This is a genomic window from Polaromonas sp. CG_9.5 (genome assembly GCF_035984465.1).
In the GTDB taxonomy this organism is placed as follows: domain Bacteria; phylum Pseudomonadota; class Gammaproteobacteria; order Burkholderiales; family Burkholderiaceae_C; genus Polaromonas.
Map to the genome: position 1 here is coordinate 1 of NZ_JAXCHR010000036.1, position 18,531 is coordinate 18,531.

10 protein-coding genes are annotated in these 18,531 nt (G+C 61.2%); 2 read left to right on the forward strand and 8 right to left on the reverse strand.

What is annotated here, in order from left to right; translation table 11 throughout:
* Positions 1–273 precede the first annotated feature (273 nt).
* Positions 274–6,330: an excinuclease ABC subunit UvrA gene (gene uvrA / locus RCH06_RS16835; protein ID WP_327082618.1), complete on the forward strand. Its 6,057-nt coding sequence runs from the start codon at positions 274–276 to the stop codon at positions 6,328–6,330.
* Positions 6,331–6,570: 240 nt separating this feature from the next.
* Here the strand turns inward: uvrA and RCH06_RS16840 are convergent, their stop codons facing one another.
* The 8 genes from RCH06_RS16840 to RCH06_RS16875 all read right to left on the reverse strand — a co-directional run bounded on the left by RCH06_RS16840 (position 6,571) and on the right by RCH06_RS16875 (position 16,821).
* The gene (locus RCH06_RS16840) at positions 6,571–7,182 is read right to left on the reverse strand and encodes a histone (RefSeq protein ID WP_327082619.1); all 612 of its coding nucleotides are present in this window, start codon (positions 7,180–7,182) and stop codon (positions 6,571–6,573) included.
* A 158-nt stretch (positions 7,183–7,340) separates the two neighbouring features.
* Positions 7,341–8,504 carry a ribonucleotide-diphosphate reductase subunit beta gene (locus tag RCH06_RS16845; RefSeq protein WP_327082620.1) on the reverse strand — a complete coding sequence of 388 codons (1,164 nt, stop codon included), beginning with the start codon at positions 8,502–8,504 and terminating at the stop codon, positions 7,341–7,343.
* A 161-nt stretch (positions 8,505–8,665) separates the two neighbouring features.
* Entirely contained in the window at positions 8,666–11,572 is a 2,907-nt protein-coding gene (locus RCH06_RS16850; RefSeq protein WP_327082621.1) for a ribonucleoside-diphosphate reductase subunit alpha, read from the reverse strand.
* 424 nt (positions 11,573–11,996) lie between these two features.
* A complete protein-coding gene (ampD, locus tag RCH06_RS16855) occupies positions 11,997–12,617 on the reverse strand; it encodes a 1,6-anhydro-N-acetylmuramyl-L-alanine amidase AmpD (protein WP_327082622.1) in 621 nt (206 codons plus the stop codon).
* Entirely contained in the window at positions 12,604–14,064 is a 1,461-nt protein-coding gene (locus RCH06_RS16860; RefSeq protein WP_327082623.1) for a sigma-54-dependent transcriptional regulator, read from the reverse strand. The genes ampD and RCH06_RS16860 overlap by 14 nt, the downstream gene beginning before the upstream one ends.
* 4 nt (positions 14,065–14,068) lie before the next feature.
* Positions 14,069–15,781: a sensor histidine kinase gene (locus RCH06_RS16865; RefSeq protein WP_327082624.1), complete on the reverse strand. Its 1,713-nt coding sequence runs from the start codon at positions 15,779–15,781 to the stop codon at positions 14,069–14,071.
* The gene (locus tag RCH06_RS16870; RefSeq protein ID WP_327082625.1) at positions 15,782–16,024 is read right to left on the reverse strand and encodes a PP0621 family protein; all 243 of its coding nucleotides are present in this window, start codon (positions 16,022–16,024) and stop codon (positions 15,782–15,784) included.
* The gene (locus RCH06_RS16875; protein WP_327082626.1) at positions 16,021–16,821 is read right to left on the reverse strand and encodes a cytochrome C assembly family protein; all 801 of its coding nucleotides are present in this window, start codon (positions 16,819–16,821) and stop codon (positions 16,021–16,023) included. Before RCH06_RS16875 ends, RCH06_RS16870 begins: the two co-directional genes overlap by 4 nt.
* A gap of 82 nt (positions 16,822–16,903) precedes the next feature.
* On the opposite strand from RCH06_RS16875, the gene ffh reads away from it, so the two are divergent.
* Complete coding sequence (ffh, locus tag RCH06_RS16880; RefSeq protein ID WP_327082627.1) at positions 16,904–18,262, forward strand: signal recognition particle protein; 1,359 nt, start codon at positions 16,904–16,906, stop codon at positions 18,260–18,262.
* Positions 18,263–18,531 lie beyond the last annotated feature (269 nt).

An 18,531-nucleotide genomic window follows, 5' to 3' on the forward strand; every position in this document is an offset into this window, starting at 1 on the left:
TGTACTTGGCCCTTGATGTCTTTGTCATTTTCGTTTTCCTTGTCTGAATTGAACCACTCAGCAAGGGATACGTTTTCTGGGGGCAAGGTCACTTTGAGAGGAAGTTGGGGCAATAGGGTACCCATGAATGTATCTAAATGCTATTGAGGTAAGTCCGTATGTGAATAGCTACATTATTCCCTCTGCGTTCTTCAAACCCCCTTTAACCCCACAAGCCGCATCCGCAGGGCCGCTGCCTAGAATGTCCGACCTCTTCAGGAAAGACCCCACCTCATGACCCAGGGAACCATCCGCATTCGCGGCGCACGCCAGCACAATCTCAAAAATATTGACCTCGACATTCGCACCAATGAGTTGACGGTGGTGACCGGCCCGAGCGGCTCGGGCAAGTCCAGTCTGGTGTTCGACACGCTGTTTGCCGAAGGCCAGCGCCGCTATGTGGAAACCTTCTCGGCCTATGCCCGCCAGTTCCTGGACCGCATGGACAAGCCGGCGGTGGACAAGGTCGAAGGCGTGCCGCCGGCGATTGCCATTGACCAGACCAATCCGGTGCGCTCGTCGCGCTCGACCGTCGGCACGATGACGGAACTCAACGACCATCTGAAGCTGCTCTATGCCCGGGCCGCGCAGCTGTTCGACCGACAGACCGCGCAGGCGGTGCGGCACGATACCCCCGAATCCATCTATGCCGAACTGATGGCGCGCACCGAGGGCAGCGACCCGCGCGTCATCATGACCTTTCCGGTCGAGCTGCCCGGCAACACCAGCGCCGAAGAAATCGAACAGTGGCTGTCGGCCAGCGGCTTCACCCGTGTCCATGCGGAACGCGAAGTGGCCACGCCCGCCGGGCCGCACAAGCTGCTCGACGTGGTGGCCGACCGCTTTCGCCTGCACATCACCGAAAAAATCCGCGCCATCGAGGCGATTGAAACGGCGCTGAAACGCGGTGGCCGGCTGAATGTCTATGTCCAGAACGGCGAGGAAGGTGTCGCCGAGGAGATGTGGCGTTTTTCGACGGGTTTGCATTGCCCGGACAGCGACCTGCGTTACACCGAGCCCACGCCATCGCTGTTTTCCTTCAATTCAGCGATGGGCGCGTGCGAAACCTGCAAGGGCTTTGGCCGCGTGATTGGGGTTGATTACGGGCTGGTGATACCGAACGACAAGCTCACGCTGCGCGCCGGTGCCATCAAGGTCATGCAGACGCCGGCTTGGAAGGAAGCGCAGGACGACTTGATGCGCCACGCCGAGGCCGAAGGCATTCCGCGCGACACGCCCTGGTACAAGCTCACGCCGGAGCAGCAGGCCTGGGTCATCAACGGCTCGCCGGCTTGGCGCGGCAAATGGGAAAAGCACTGGTTCGGCATCAAGCGCTTTTTTGCCTACCTGGAAAGCAAGGCCTACAAGATGCACATCCGGGTGTTGCTGTCCAAGTACCGCAGCTACACCACCTGCGAGACCTGCGGCGGCGCGCGCCTCAAGCTCGAATCGCTGCAATGGCGGCTGGGCACGAAAGAAGCCGCCGATGCGGTGTTGCCGCCCGCCGAGCGTTTCATGCCGGTTGGCGTGCAATGGACACGCGCGCAGCTTGAAGCCATGCCCGGGCTGTGCCTCCATGACCTGATGCGGCTGCCGATTGACCGGCTGCAAAAATTCTCCGGCAGCCTGTCGCTGACCGCCGAGGGCATTGATGCCGAGCAAAAAGCGCTCAAGTCGCTGTTCGAGGAAATCCAGACCCGGCTGAAATACCTTTGCGACGTCGGCATTGGCTACCTGACGCTCGACCGCCAGAGCCGCACACTGTCGGGCGGCGAGGTGCAGCGCATCAACCTGACGACCGCACTCGGTACTTCGCTGGTCAACACGCTGTTTGTGCTTGACGAGCCGTCCATCGGCCTGCACCCGCGCGACATGAACCGCATCACGCAGGCCATGCGCCGGCTGGTGGACGCCGGCAACACGCTGGTCGTGGTCGAACACGACCCGGCCGTCATGCTGGCCGCCGACCGCATGATTGACATGGGGCCGGGGCCGGGCGAGCGGGGCGGCCAGATCGTGTTCGACGGTCCGCCCGAAGACGTCCGGCATGCCGACACGCTGACCGGCGCTTATCTGGGTGGGCGCAAGCAGGTCGGCATGGGGCTGAAACGCGCCGTGACCGACAGCACGCCGCGCCTGATTCTGGAAGGCGCGCGCGACCATAATCTGCAAAACCTGACCATCGCGTTTCCGTTGCAGCGCCTGGTTTGCGTGACCGGCGTCAGCGGTTCCGGCAAATCGACGCTGATGCAGGACATCGTCGCGCCCGCGCTGCTGCGCCAGTTCGGCAAGGCGACTGAAACGCCGGGGCTGCATGACAGCCTCCTGGGCGCCGACCACCTGACGGACGTGGTGTTTGTGGACCAGTCGCCGATTGGCAAGACCGCGCGCTCCAACCCGGCCAGCTATGTCGGCGCCTGGGACGCCGTGCGCGAGCTGTTTGCGCAGTCGCCGCTGTCCCGGCAGCGCAGCTACACCGCGTCCAAATTCAGCTTCAACAACGGCGACGGTCGCTGCCCGACCTGTGGTGGCTCGGGCTTCGAGCATGTCGAGATGCAGTTCCTGAGCGACGTGTACCTGCGCTGCCCCGACTGCGACGGCAAGCGCTACCGGCCCGAAATCCTTGAAGTCACCATCGAGCGAAAAGCCATTGGCCAGCTGATGCCCCGGCTGCTGAACGTGGCCGATGTGCTTGACCTGACGGTCAGCGAGGCGGTGCAGTTGTTCGCGCAGGACCGCGAGGTCATGCGCGCCCTGCAGCCCATCGTTGATGTGGGGCTGGAATACGTCAAGCTCGGCCAGCCGGTGCCCACGCTGTCAGGCGGCGAAGCCCAGCGGCTCAAGCTCGCGGGTTTCCTGGCCGGTGCCAGCAAGTCGGCGGCCAAACCCAGCCTGAGCCGGCAGGGGCTGGCGCTGATGCGCCCACATCGCGGCACGCTGTTTTTGTTCGACGAGCCGACCACCGGCCTGCATTTCGACGACATTGCCAAGCTCATGCGCGCGCTGCGCCGGTTGCTGGAAGCTGGCCATTCGCTGATCGTCATCGAGCACAACCTGGACGTGATCCGCTCGGCCGACTGGCTGATCGACCTCGGCCCCGAAGGCGGCGAGGGCGGCGGCCTGCTGGTTGCCGAAGGGCCGCCGGAAACCGTTCGCCAGCACCCCACGTCGCACACCGCGCTGGCGCTGCGCGAGTACGAACTGACCATGAACCAGACGCACCAGGTCGAGGAGCAGCGGCCCCGGGCCTGGAAGACACGGCCCGCGTTCTCCAACCTGATCCAGATCGTCAACGCCAAAGAAAACAACCTCAAAAGCCTGTCGGTCGACATTCCACGCGGCAAGTTCAACGTGGTGACCGGCGTCAGCGGCTCGGGCAAATCGACATTGGCCTTCGACATTTTGTTCAACGAAGGCCAGCGCCGCTATCTCGAATCGCTCAATGCCTACGCGCGCAGCATCGTGCAGCCGGCCGGCCGGCCCGAAGTCGATGCGGTCTATGGCATTCCGCCAACCGTGGCGATCGAGCAGCGGCTGTCGCGTGGCGGGCGCAAGTCCACCGTCGGCACGACCACCGAGGTGTGGCACTTTTTGCGCCTGCTGTACGTCAAGCTGGGCATCCAGCATTGCGTGAAGGACGGCGCGGCGGTCATGCCGCAGAGTCCGGAAAGCATTGCCGCGCAGTTGCTGAAAAGCTATCGTGGTCAGCACATCGGCCTGCTGGCCCCGCTGGTGATGAACCGCAAGGGCGTCTACACCGAGCTGGCCGACTGGGCGCGGCCACGCGGCTACACCCACTTGCGCGTCGATGGCGAGTTTTTGCCGACCACGAAGTTTCCGCGCATCGACCGCTTCAAGGAGCACACGGTCGAGTTGCCGATTGCCGACATTCACGTCACGCCTGACAACGAGGCCGAACTACGCGCTGCGCTGGCCACCGCGCTGGAGCATGGCAAAGGCGTGGTGCATGTGCTGGCGCCGCTTGACGGGCTGGCGGATGCGATGCAGTCAGGCAGCAGCACGCAGAAAATTGGCCGCATCGACGCTTTTTCGACGCGCCGCGCCTGCCCGGTCTGCTCCACGTCTTATCCCGAACTCGACCCGCGCCTGTTCAGCTACAACAGCAAGCACGGCTGGTGCCCGGACTGCGTTGGCACTGGCGTCAAGCTGACGAAAGACCAGCGCCAGGCCTTCGACGATTCGGTGCTGAACACCGACGAGAACAAGGGCCGCGAACAGACCTTCGGCGAGCCCGAGGTCGACGACGTGCTGGATGCGGTTTGCCCGGGCTGTGCGGGCACGCGGCTCAATGCCACGGCGCGTGCCGTACTTTTCGGCGCGGGTTATTCAAAAACGATAGCTGCCAGCGCAGGTGCAACAAGCGCTAAAACCGGTTTTGAGCATCAAAGCTGGGTATTGGATGGCAGCGCAAGCCAAGGCTGGCCGATCACCGCCATCGCCCGCCTGAGCGTCACCGACATCCGCGCCTGGGTGGACACGCTGGCGCTGACCGGCCGCGAAGCCGGCATTGCTAGAGACCTGATTCCCGAGATCAAAAGCCGGCTCGAATTCCTGGAAGATGTTGGACTGGGCTACCTCACGCTCGACCGGGGCGCGCCCACGCTGTCGGGCGGCGAGGCCCAGCGCATCCGGCTGGCGGCGCAGTTGGGCTCCAATTTGCAGGGTGTCTGCTACGTGCTGGACGAGCCGACCATCGGCCTGCATCCGCGCGACAACCAGATTTTGCTCGGTGCTTTGAGCAAGCTCAGCGAGCGCGGCAACACGCTGGTGGTGGTGGAGCACGACGAAGACACGATTCGTCGCGCCGACAACATCATCGACATCGGCCCCGGCGCGGGCAAGCGCGGCGGGCAACTGGTGGCGCAAGGCACAGCGGCGCAGCTGTCCGCCGTCCCGGAATCGCTGACCGGGCGTTATCTGGCGAATCCGCTGATTCACCCGCTGCATGCGCGGCGCGTGACGAAGCTGCCCCTCACCCCGGAGGGGCAAGGGAGCGAAATGCAAGCCAGCAGCGGTGATCCAGCGCGCGCGCCCGACTTACTCCCTCTCCCTCAGGGAGAGGGCAGGGGTGAGGGCACCCCGCCCCCGGCCAAACCCCTCAGCAAAGCCAAGCAGGCCGCCCTGAAAGCTGCAGCCCTCAAAGCCGCCGCCGCCACAGCCAGCGCCCTGCACAACGCCGCCCCTGCCGCTGCCAGCGAATACACCTCCTGGCTGAAAGTCGAAAACGCCAGCCTGCACAACCTGAAAAACGTCTCGGTTGACGTCCCGCTGTACCGACTGGTCGCGGTCACCGGCGTCTCGGGCTCGGGCAAATCCACACTGGCGCGCGACGTGCTGCTGACCAACGTTCACGCCGGCGTTTCGCTGCGCTCGACCAAGGCCGGCCGCGAAGCCGACGACGCCGGAAAACACCCGGCCTGGATCGGCTGCGAGCGCATCGAAGGCTACCGCGTCGTGGACCGCGTGCTGGAGGTCGATCAGACGCCCATCGGCAAGACCCCGCGCTCCTGCCCGGCAACCTACATCGGCTTCTGGGACACGGTGCGCAAGCTATTCGCCGACACGCTCGAAGCGCGCGCCCGTGGCTACGCGGCCGGGCGCTTTTCGTTCAACACCGGCGAAGGCCGCTGCCCGACCTGCGAAGGCGCGGGCGTTCGCACCATCGGCATGAGCTTTCTGCCCGACGTGAAGGTGCTGTGCGAAACCTGCCACGGTGCCCGCTTCAACCCCGAGACGCTGGCTGTCACCTGGCGCGGCAAAAGCATCGGCGACGTGCTGAAGATGGAAGTCGATGAGGCGGTGGATTTTTTCGCCTCCATGCCGGCCATCGGCCATCCGCTGCAATTGCTGAAAGACGTGGGCTTGGGCTACCTCACGCTCGGCCAGCCGTCGCCCACGCTGTCGGGCGGCGAGGCGCAGCGCATCAAGCTGGTGACCGAACTGTCAAAGGTGCGCGACGACATCACCCGGCGCGGCCAGAAAGCGCCGCACACGCTGTATGTGCTCGACGAGCCGACCGTCGGGCTGCACATGGCCGACGTGGAAAAGCTGATCCATGTACTGCACCGGCTGGTGAACGGCGGGCACAGCGTGATCGTCATCGAGCACGACCTCGACGTCATCGCCGAAGCCGACTGGGTGATTGACCTGGGGCCGGACGGCGGCAATGCCGGCGGCCTGGTCGTCGCGTCCGCACCGCCGGAAGCGGTGGTAGCGCTGGGAACGCCGACCGGCAAGGCGCTGGCGAGTGTGCTGGCACGCGTTAGATAAGTGACTTTGCTATTAAATCAGTAGCTGCTTGCGCCCGTCCGCCGTGCGCAAGAGGGCTAAAAGGCTTAAAAATCAAGATTTGCCCGGTGCGCAACCTTCAGAGCGGAGGGTAAATTTCATTCTCAGAGCAATCTGAAGTGCGCCGCTGGCAACGCGGATGCTTTGTTTTGGAACAGCGCGAATGAAAAAAGCCCGATATCTTGCGACATCGGGCTTTGGCGAGCTTAGGGGCAAGCCGTATTAAGGCTTGGTTCCTTTTGGGAAAGGCCACGAAGCTTTGGGACTGAGGGTTGTCTGAGCGGTCGGGGTGGAGGGCGTTGCAGGCGCTTTGGTAGCTGGTTTTTTGTCCGCTTTTTCGACTTTGGCGGCTTTCTTGGCTGCGGGCTTTTTTACGGCTTTGGCGCTGTCAGCGGTTTGTGTCTCGGCTTTTTTTGCAGCTGTTTTGGGGGCGGCTGCTTCTTTGGCGACTGGCTTGGAAGCGGCAGGCTTTTCAGCAACAGCTTTTTTGGCGGGTGCGGTGGCCGATTTTTTGGCCGGGGCCTTTTTGGCGGCGACTTCCTTGACTGCAGGTGTTGCAGCGGCTGGCTTCTCAGCAACTGCTGGCGTTACGGCCGCTTTTTTGGCCGCGACTTTTTTCACGGCGGGTGCTTTGACCGCTGCTTTTTCAGTCGCTGCTTTTTTGGCGGGCGCTTTTTGAGCAGGTGCCTTGGACGGGGCTTTTGCCGCCGCTTCTTTGGCCGTTGGCTTGGGGGTCGCTGCTTTTTCAGCAGGCGCTGCCGTTGCGCTGACTGGTTTCACAGCTGCTTTCGCAGGAGCGGCTTTTTTTGCCGCTGGTTTTTTCGCAGTTGCCATGGTGTTCTCCTCGATCAGGTTGCAAAAAGCACTTCGCAGGGATTAAGTGCGAATGCAGGAACAACGCTCCATGCACACTGGGAAGTGCAGGCAGGGGGCGTTGCGAATCTAAAAATCATTGTGATGTCGGCCTTGTGCTTTTTGTCAATCTTGCGGGGTCAGTCCCAGGAAAGGGCGCCGCCAGACTGATACTCAATCACACGGGTTTCAAAGAAATTACGCTCTTTTTTCAGGTCAATCATTTCGCTCATCCACGGAAATGGATTCTCTTCGTTCGGGAAGAGAGTTTCAAGTCCGATTTGCGTGGCGCGGCGATTGGCAATGTAGCGTAAATAGCCCTTGAACATAGACGCATTCAGGCCCAGTACGCCGCGTGGCATGGTGTCTTCGGCGTAGCGGTATTCGAGTTCGACGGCCTGCATGAACAGCGCATTGATCTCGGCCTTGAACTCGGGCGTCCAGAGGTGCGGGTTTTCCAGTTTGAGCTGGTTGATCAGGTCAATGCCAAAATTGCAGTGCATCGACTCGTCGCGCAGGATGTACTGGTATTGCTCGGCTGCGCCAGTCATCTTGTTTTGCCGACCGAGCGCCAAAATTTGCGTGAAGCCGACGTAGAAGAACAGGCCTTCCATCAAGCAGGCAAACACGATCAGCGACTTGAGCAGCGTCTGGTCGGCTTCCGGGGTGCCGGTTTTGAAAGTGGGATCGGAAATCGCTTCAATGAACGGGATCAGGAACTGGTCTTTGTCCTTGATGGATTGCACTTCGTTGTAGGCGTTGAAGATCTCGCCTTCGTCCAGGCCCAGCGACTCGGTGATGTACTGGTAGGCGTGGGTGTGGATGGCTTCTTCAAAAGCCTGGCGCAGCAAGAACTGGCGGCATTCGGGCGCGGTGATGTGGCGGTAAGTGCCCAACACGATATTGTTGGCGGCGAGTGAATCAGCCGTCACAAAAAACCCCAGGTTGCGCATGACCAGGCGGCGCTCGTCGTCAGTGAGGCCGTTCGGGTCTTTCCACAGCGCGATGTCACGCGTCATGTTGACTTCTTGCGGCATCCAGTGGTTGGCGCAGCTGGCCAGGTATTTTTCCCAGGCCCATTTGTACTTGAACGGCACCAGCTGGTTGACGTCGGTCTGGCCGTTGATGATGCGTTTGTCGGAGGCTTTGACGCGCTTGGCGACGGCAGCGGGCGCTGCGACGTCATGGACGGCAGGCGACGGCGCAAAAGGCAGAGGCGGGAAGTCCGCTGAGCGGCTGGCGGACAGGTCGCTGGGGAGTTCGGGGTGCAGAGCGGGTGTGACTTCTTCGTCCCAGGTCAACATAGAAAATTCCAATAGTTGATGATTATGAAAGCGGCGATGAAAAATGAAAAGTGTTCATTCCCATCGCCCTGAATTTTGTTGTTCGCTTGCCTCAGGATTCAGCCTGAAACGACAGCGAATCGGGCCCTGTTGTTGCACGGCGCGATTCGCTGGTTTTTTGCTTACTGGCAGGCCTCGCAGCCCGGATCGTCGATGGCGCAGAACTTGATGTCGGTCGCGGGGATGGCGTTCATCTGGGCCTGCGCGGCGGCTGCGGCTTGCTCCAGCGCGCTCATGCCTGCGGGTGCTTGCGGGCCGGACGAAACGGCGTTCATCTTGCCGGCTTGCACGGTCGATTTCTCGGCGTGCGTGGCACTCTGGGTGCGCAGGTAGTACGTGGTTTTCAGGCCGCGCAGCCAGGCCAGCTTGTAGGTTTCATCAAGCTTTTTGCCCGAAGCGCCGGCCATGTAGATGTTGAGCGACTGTGCCTGGTCAATCCACTTCTGGCGACGTGCGCCGGCTTCAATGATCCACGAGGTTTCGATTTCAAACGCGGTTGCGTAGAGCGACTTGATCTCTTGTGGCACGCGGTCGATGGGGCGCAGCGAGCCGTCAAAGTGCTTCAGGTCAACCACCATCACATCGTCCCACAGGCCCAGGCGCTTGAGGTCGCGCACCAGGTAGCCGTTGATGATGGTGAATTCGCCCGACAGGTTGGACTTGACCGAGAGGTTGCCAAAGCACGGCTCGATGCAGGCATCGACGCCAATGATGTTGGAGATGGTCGCAGTCGGTGCAATGGCCACGCAGTTGGAATTGCGCATGCCGTCCTGGGCGATTTTCTGGCGCAAGACTTCCCAATCCAGTGTGCTGGAGCGGTCAACTTCCACATAGCCACCGCGCTCTTTGGCCAGCATGTCCAGCGTGTCCAGCGGCAAGATGCCCTGATCCCACAGCGAGCCTTTGTAGCTGCTGTACTGGCCGCGCTCTTTGGCCAGCTCGGTCGATGCCCAGTAGGCGTGGTAGCAGATGGCTTCCATCGACGTGTCGGCAAACGCAACGGCGGCCTGCGAGGCGTAAGGCACGCGCAACTCGTACAGGCAGTCCTGGAAACCCATCAGGCCCAGACCGACGGGGCGGTGCTGCAGGTTGGAATGGCGGGCCTTTTCAACGGCGTAGTAGTTGATGTCAATCACGTTGTCCAGCATGCGCATGGCCGTGGTGATGGTTTTCTTCAGCTTGTCGTGGTCGAGCGCGCCGTTTTTCAGGTGTTGAACCAGATTGATCGAGCCCAGGTTGCAGACGGCGGTTTCAGTCGCGCTGGTGTTGAGCGTGATTTCGGTGCACAGGTTGGACGAATGCACCACACCAGCATGCTGCTGCGGCGAGCGGATGTTGCAGGCGTCCTTGAAGGTGATCCACGGGTGGCCGGTCTCGAACAGCATCGACAGCATCTTGCGCCACAGATCGGTAGCTACCAACTTGCGTGACGGCTTCAATTCGCCGCGCTCGGCGCGCGCCTCATAGGCCACGTAGGCCTTTTCAAAGTCTTGGCCATACAGGTCATGCAAATCAGGCGTGTCCGACGGCGAGAACAGCGTCCAGCTGCCTTTTTCCATGACGCGGCGCATGAACAGATCGGGAATCCAGTTCGACGTGTTCATGTCGTGCGTGCGGCGGCGGTCGTCGCCGGTGTTCTTGCGCAACTCCAGGAATTCTTCGATGTCGAGGTGCCAGGTTTCCAGGTAAGCACAGACCGCGCCCTTGCGCTTGCCGCCCTGGTTGACCGCCACGGCGGTGTCGTTGACGACTTTCAGGAAAGGCACGACGCCTTGCGATTCGCCGTTGGTGCCCTTGATGTGGGCGCCCATGGCGCGCACTGGCGTCCAGTCATTGCCCAAGCCACCGGCAAATTTGGACAGCAGTGCGTTTTCCTTGATGGCGTCGTAGATGCCGCCCAGGTCGTCGGCCACCGTGGTCAGGTAACACGACGACAGCTGCGAGCGCAGCGTGCCGGCGTTGAACAGTGTCGGTGTGCTTGACATGAAGTCGAACGACGACAGGATTTCGTAGAACTCAATGGCGCGCTCTTCACGGTTTTGCTCATTGAGCGACAGGCCCATGGCCACGCGCATGAAAAACGCCTGCGGCAGCTCGATACGCTGCTTGCGCACGTGCAGAAAATAGCGGTCAAACAGCGTCTGCAGGCCGAGGTAGTCAAACTTCAAGTCGCGCTCGGGCTTGAGCGCCGCGCCCAGGCGGGCCAGATCGAACTGCTGCAGTTTTTCGTCGAGCAACTCGTTCTTCACGCCCTTGGCGATAAATTCCGGGAAATACGTGACATAACGGCTGGCCATGGCTTCGTGGCTGATTTCCTCGCCCAGGACTTCCTTGCGGATGGTGTGCAGCAGCAGGCGCGCGGTGGCGTAGGTGTAGTCGGGGTCTTTTTCGATCAGCGTGCGGGCCGCCAGGATGGACGCCTTGTAAACCTCTTCGATGGGCACGCCGTCGTACAGGTTGCGCATGGTCTCCGAAACAATCGGATCGGGCTTGATATCGGCGCCCAGGTTGGCGCATGAAGCTTCGATCAAGGCTTGCAGGTTGCGGATGTCCAGCGCGACTCTTTTCCCCCCATCGGTGACATGCAGCAGCGGTGCTGCGGGCGCTTGTGCTTGCAGCTGTTTGGCGCGTTCCTGGTTGTGCTTTTCGCGGTAAAGGACATAGGCGCGGGCAATTTCATGGTGACCGCCGCGCATCAGGCCGAGTTCGACCTGGTCTTGCACGTCTTCAATGTGAAACGTGCCGCCGCTGGGGCGTGAGCGCATCAACGCGCGGACGACGGCCTGGGTCAGGGTGTCGACGGTTTCGCGTACGCTGGCCGATGCGGCACCTTGCGTGCCGTGAACGGCCAGAAAAGCCTTCATCATGGCAACGGCGATCTTGTGCGGCTCGAACGCCACGACCGAGCCGTTGCGGCGAATGATCTGGTAATGGGCGAGTGCGTCAGCGGCAGTCGGGACGTTGCCCTCTGCAGCGTTGTGGGCCGGAACGCCGGACGGAAGGGGCACGGCATAAAGTGCTGTTTGCATGTTTTCCTCTTGAGTTTTGCTGTGCGTGACAGCGGGTCTGGGGGCCAGCGCCAATTTGCTTCTGGTGAAGGCTTGGCTCCGGGCGCGTGCATTTATTCTTTATTGCGGATTCTGCAATTACACCAGGCTGGCTGATGCGGAGACACTATATCTAGTGTTTCAAGTGGTTCAAGCCACTACAGGTAGTGTATCGCCGACTTGCGGGCGGGTTATGGGTAAGCGCATTCTTATTACGCCCCCGCGCCACGGCGTACCGACATTCATCTGCCAACAAGCGCCGCGCCTTGACGGAACAAGGCTTTTGACAGGCCGGCGAAGCACTGGCGCGGCTTGCCGAAGGATTTTGCCTGCAAAGCCCCGCAGACACTGGGTTTGCGAACGGCTGAAGCGCTGATTCAGTTGAAAAGACCGCTGGATAAAACGGCTAAATTCCCTGTTTTTTGCAGTCTGCGATGGGGAAATACCGGTCGGGCAAGGCCAATGAATTTTGTAACAAAACCCAGTCAAAGCCCTGGCCGGGATCATTTTTTCGGCCTGGCGCAATATGTTCGTGTCCGGCAATATGGCTGATAGGGTAGCGCTGGACCAGTGCTGCGCACAAACTGCACAGAGTTTCGTACTGGGGCGATTCAAAGGTGTTGCCTTCCAGCCCTTCAAGTTCAATGCCGATGGAGTCGTCATTGCATTGACTGCGTCCACGGTAGACCGATTCACCGGCGTGCCAGGCACGGTCACCGCAGGCCACAAATTGCCACAGCGCGCCGTTGCGACTGATGAAAAAGTGTGACGACACCTTCAGGCCGCACAGACCCTGAAAGTAGGGGTGCGCGTCCCAGTCGAGCTGGTTGGTGAACAGCCTTTGCACGTTGCCGTTGCCAAATTCACCGGGCGGCAGGCTGATCGAATGGATGACGACCAGATCAATCAGCGCGCCTTCAGGGCGTGGATTGCAGTTGGGCGATGCCAGCACGCGCGCATGGCGATACCAGCCGTCCTGCCACAAGGCACCATCAACCGGCAATGCAGCGTGTTCAGGCAAGGTCATCAAGCGTTTCTGCCGACTCATCATTGCCGGGCGTGGCAATACCGAGGCGGGCAATGCGGTAGCGGATCTGGCGCAGGCTCAGGCCGAGCTTGGCGGCGGCGGCGGTGCGGTTAAACCCGGTTTCCTGCAATACCTTGGTCAGGATGTTGCGTTCCTGCTGGTCCAGGAAATTTTGCAGATTTTCCGGCACGGCCACGGAGGTGTCGGGCGGCGTATCGGTAGGCAGGCCGAGGTGCAACAGGCTGTCTTCACCGAGTGCGACGGCGCGGTGCAGGATGTTTTCCAGCTCCCTGACATTGCCGTTGAGGGGCAGCGAACGCAGTTGCTCCATCATGGCGTCGCTCAGCACCGGGACTTCCAGGCTCGATTCCTTGCAGATCCTTGACAGCAAGGCGTTGCAAAGAGCAGGCAAGTCCTCAAGCCGGTCACGCAGGGGCGGCACCGCAATCTCGATCACATTGAGCCGGTAGTACAAATCCTGGCGAAATGTACCCAACTCGACCCCTGCTGCCAGGTCTTTGTGGGTGGCGCTGACGATGCGCACATCCACTGTGTCTTCCTGTTGTGCGCCTACGGGTCGCACAGTGCGCTCCTGGATGGCACGCAGCAGCTTGGACTGCATGGCCAGTGGCAAGTCGCCAATCTCGTCCAGAAACAGCGTTCCGCCTTTGGCGGTCTGGAAATAACCCGGCCGGTCATGGGTGGAGCCGGTGTAAGCGCCTTTGCGTGCACCAAAAAACTCAGATTCGAGCAGGTTTTCAGGAATCGCGCTGCAATTGACTGCGACAAAGGGGCTTGCCGCGCGGTGGCTGCAGCCGTGCACGGCGCGCGCCACCAGTTCCTTGCCGGTGCCCGACTCCCCGCGTATCAGCACCGGTGCCATGCTGCCGGCCACTTTGACAATACGCGTTTTTACCGCCTTCATTACCGGCGACTCGCCAACCAGTTTTTGCAGGATGACCGCTGCATGGGCTGGATTGCAGAGGGCTGCTGCGCCGGCTGCCGTGCCCGACACTGCGGCGCGGGATTCGCTCCGGGCCACCGCCAGGTCCATGTTTCTGGTTTCCTGGATGGCCGACGCCACGACACTGCGGAACTGCTTCAGGTCGACCGGTTTGGTCAGGTAATCAAATGCGCCGGCCTTGAGCGCCTCGACCGCATTTTCGGCAGAGCCGTGGGCGGTGATGACCACGCAGCGTTCGGGGCGCTGCTGCGTCACCAGGTCGCGCAGCAGTTCAAGCCCGAGGCCGTCGGGCAGGCGCATGTCGGTGATGACGGCATCAAAGCGGTGCAGTTTGAGTTGCTCACGGGCCTGCAGCAGGTCACCGGCGGCTTCCACCCGGTAGCCTTGCCGCAGCAGCGTCAGCTCGTACAAAGTCCGCAAATCCGGCTCGTCATCAATGATCAGGATGTTGGGGGGCAGGGCAGGGGGTTGTGGCGTGTTCATGGATTCAGACAAGTGCGGCGTCAGGACTGGAAACGCCGGGGCTCATGAGGGGTGAGGCAGGCCTGAACAGGATGAAAAATTCATTGCCTTGCGTGTCTGCGCTCAGCACGCGCTGGTAACCGATCACGGCACCGTAGCGTTCGCACAGTTCTCGGCAGATATAAAGACCCAAACCGCTGGAGCGGCTCTCGGATGAGAAAAAAGGCTCGAACAGGTGCCTTTGCACGGTTTCTTCAAGCGGCAGGCCGTCGCTCCAGATGCCCAGCCTGACCTGGCCGGGTGCCATCAGGTGCGTCGTCACTTCAATGGCGCGGGCTGACGTGCTGGCATAGCGCAGGGCATTGTCCATCAGGTTGACCATCAGGCGGCGCAGGTGTTCTTCGTCAAAGCAGATCGTGGCCTCAGCGGCATCAAGGCCGATGTGCAGCCGTGCCGAGGCGTTGTTTTGCCAGGCCCAGTCGGTCGCAATGCGGCAGACAGCTTCGTCAAGCGGCAAGGCGGTAGGCTGCGCTGCCGGGAGTTGCTGCTGGGCACGCGAAATGTCCAGCACTTCATCAACGATGCGGGCCAGACGCCGGGCGTTCTGGCCAATGATGCCCGTGAGCTGTCGAGTGCCCGCTTCGTGCATGTCTTCTTCGAGCAACGCGTTGGCTTGGGAAATGGCCGCCAGCGGGTTCCTGATTTCGTGCGCCACGGCCGCTGACATACGCCCCATAGCCGCCAGTTTTTCGATCCGCACACGGGCTTCCATTTCACGCAGGTCTTCCAGAAACATCACGCACAGGCTTTCATGCAGGCTGTCCTGCGAGCCGGTCAGGCGCGCGCGTACATGCAGCCGCCGGGTGCTGAGGTCCGGATGCGTCAGGCTGAGGGTGGCTTGCTGCTCTGAGCGAAGCTCGAAGGTGCGCTGCATCAGCTCCGACAAGGGCCGCCAGACGGCCTGCGCAGCCAGCTGGAAGGGGGCCGAAGCGTTTTGTGCCGCCAGCAAGCGTCTGGCAGACGGGTTGGCTGAAAGCACCATGCCGCTGGCGTCCATGACCAGCACCCCGTCGGACAAGGTGGCAATCACCATCTCGTTGACCAAAATATGCATGCGGGCCGAAGACTGGCTTTGCTTGACGAGTTTTTCTTCACGCGCCAGCCGCAATGCCAGCTGGTTGGCCAGCAAGGCCACCAGAAAAAATCCTGAACCGCTCAGGCCGGCCTGCAGCCAGCGTGCATTGAAATCACCCGCGCCCTGCAACGAACTCCACCAGGCATCGGCCAGCAGCAGCAGTGTGACGCTGGCTGCGGTGCCAAAAGCCAGCAATATCGGGCCAAGAATCGACGCCAAAATTACCGGCAGCGCAAAAAGAAGGCTGTAGTTGATGCTGCTGTATTGCAAAAAGTTAAGCAGCGAAAACGCCACCACGTCGACGCCGATGGTGGAAATCCATTGCGCATCAAAAGTGCTGCCGGGCGGCCGGGGTTGGGCCCAGAGCAACACCGCCAGGGTAGCCAACAGATAGGCGCCACACACCACCAGATTCCACTGATTGACAGGGTTGCCCAAGGCCTGCAGAGCCACTTGCAGCATCACCAGCACACCGGCAATGGCCACGCGGCCGCTCATGAATACTTTCCAGAGCCGGCCAAAAGAGCCTGATGCGTTTTCTGTTTCCTGCAGGGCAGACCGTTCGTGTGCTGCTTCCTGCCGGGAAAAAAGCGGAATCTTCATCTAGCTTTCGGCCTCCCGACGGTGTGCCTCGCTGCAATAAAAGCCCTTCCCGCCAGGCAAGGCTTCGGACTTTGGCAGATGAACATGGCAGACAGGGCAGGCCACCATTTCCGTAAGGGCTTTTGCGGGTGCGCCCTTTTTGCCTGCAGGCGGCGTCTGATGCGCCTTGTTTTCGACCTGCCGGTTATGCCGCCAGAGCCAGAAAACCCCCAGAATCAAAGCGATGACCAGCAGGTACTTCATGCGCGCCTCAAGATGACTTCAAGCACAAAGCGCGAACCGGCGTAGCTCAGCAGCAGCAGGCCCGCGCCCAGGTACAGCACACGAATGGCTTTCAGGCCGCGCCAGCCCAGCCGTGCGCGGCCGATCAACAAACTGGCAAAAGTGACCCACGCCAGCAGCGAGAAAATCGTCTTGTGGTCCCATTTCCACGCCAGGCCGGGCCCATACAAGGTTTCGGCAAACCACCAGCCCACCAGCAAAGTCGCCGACAGCAGCACAAAGCCAGCTTCCACAAACCGGAAGGTGAGCCGTTCCAGCGTGAGCAGCGGCACGCCGGTGTCGCTTTGCTCGGCTTGCCGGATGGCACGCTCGGCCCGCACCATCAGCCAGCCATGCGCGACGGCCGCCGCAAACAGGCCGTAAGAGGCAATGCCCAGCGCCCAATGCAAAGGCAGCCAGGGTGACGCAATGATGTGGTAACTGGTGCCCGGAAAAATCAGCGCCAAGATAACGGCGACGCTGCCCAGCCCGGCCAGCGCCCAGTGTGCATGCAGCTGCGGAAACAGCCGGCGCTCGACCGCATACACCGTCAGCACCAGCCAGACCGTCATCGAAATAGCCGGCGCAAAGCCAAACCGTGGCGGCGTGCCCAGCAGCGCCTCAATCAGGGTCAGCGCATGCAGTAGCCAGGCGACCAGCAGCAGGCCGCGCAACGCGCCTTCGCTCAGGCGTGAAGTCGCCAATGCCAGAGCCACATAGGCGGTTGCCGCGCCTGCCGCCGCCCCAAGACCCCATCCATCGCTAAAAGCTAAAATCATGCCTACAGTTTAGCGCCTGGCCATGTCTTTCCTGGCCTTTGGCACCCCCGCCTCGCCCCCCCCGTTTTCAGGACTCCACTTCATGGCTACAGCCCTTACCGACAAGTTATCCCGCCTCGTCAAGGAAATGCGCGGCCAGGCCCGCATCACCGAATCCAACGTGCAGGACATGCTGCGCGAAGTGCGCATGGCGCTGTTAGAGGCCGACGTGGCCCTGCCCGTGGTGCGTGACTTCATTGCCCGCGTCAAGGAAAAAGCGATGGGCCAGGAGGTGATGGGCTCGCTGTCACCCGGCCAGGCGCTGGTCGGCATCGTCAGCAAGGAACTCGCCGCCACCATGGGCGAAGGCGTCAGCGACATCAACCTGGCTGCGCAGCCGCCAGCGGTGATTTTGATGGCCGGCCTGCAGGGCGCGGGTAAGACCACCACCACCGCCAAGCTGGCCAAGCACCTGATTGAAAAGCGCAAGAAAAAAGTGCTGACCGTTTCAGGTGACGTGTACCGGCCCGCCGCCATCGAGCAGTTGAAAGTGGTGACGCAGCAGGCCGGCGCCGAATGGTTCCCAAGCACGCCGGACCAGAAACCGGCCGACATTGCTAGAGCCGCGCTCGACTATGCCAAGCGGCATTTCTTCGACGTGCTGTTGGTCGACACCGCCGGCCGCCTGGCGATTGACGAAGTCCTGATGAACGAGATCAAGGAACTGCACGCCATCCTGAAGCCGATTGAAACCCTGTTTGTGGTTGATGCCATGCAGGGCCAGGACGCGGTCAACACCGCCAAAGCCTTTAAGGAAGCGCTGCCGCTGACCGGCATTATTTTGACCAAGACCGACGGCGACTCGCGCGGCGGCGCGGCGCTGTCGGTGCGCCAGATCACCGGCGCGCCCATCAAGTTCTCGGGCACCAGCGAAAAAATCGACGGCCTGGAGGTGTTCGACGCCGAGCGCCACGCCGGCCGCATCCTGGGCATGGGCGACATCGTCGCGCTGGTCGAGCAAATGGCCTCGGGCGTCAACATGGCCGAGGCGCAAAAGCTCGCCGCCAAGATCAAGTCCGGCGACGGTTTTGATTTGAACGACTTCCTGAGCCAGCTCCAGCAGATGAAAAGCATGGGCGGCTTGAGCAGCTTGATGGACAAGCTGCCGGCGCAAATGGCCGCCAAGGCCGGGCAGGTGGACATGGACAAGGCCGAAAAAGACATGAAGCGCAAGGAAGCCATTATTTTGAGCATGACGCCGCTGGAGCGCCGCAAGCCCGACCTCATCAAGGCCACGCGCAAACGCCGCATCGCCAACGGTTCAGGCGTGCACGTTCAGGAAGTCAACCGCCTGCTCAATGAGTTTGACCAGATGCAGGGCATGATGAAAAAGATGAAGGGCAGCGGCATGATGAAGATGATGAAGCGCATGGGTGGCATGAAAGGCATGCCGAAGTTCTGAGGGACTGGTTTAGGGATGAAAACAGGTTCTTGCGCAATGACTACGAGCGCAAGCAGCTATTGAAAATATAGCAAACTGCGCTTTGATCTCAGGTCGGATTACTACCTCATCCCAAATCATGCAAAATATTTAGTTCTTTGACCACGCTATTTTGCGAAGCTTATTTGGAAGATGCTTTGACCTTGCCCCTGGATTCCGTATCCCATAACCGAGATCATGAACGGGCTTGATGGGCCTGAGCCGCAAGCCAGTTTTCCTCAAACTGCATC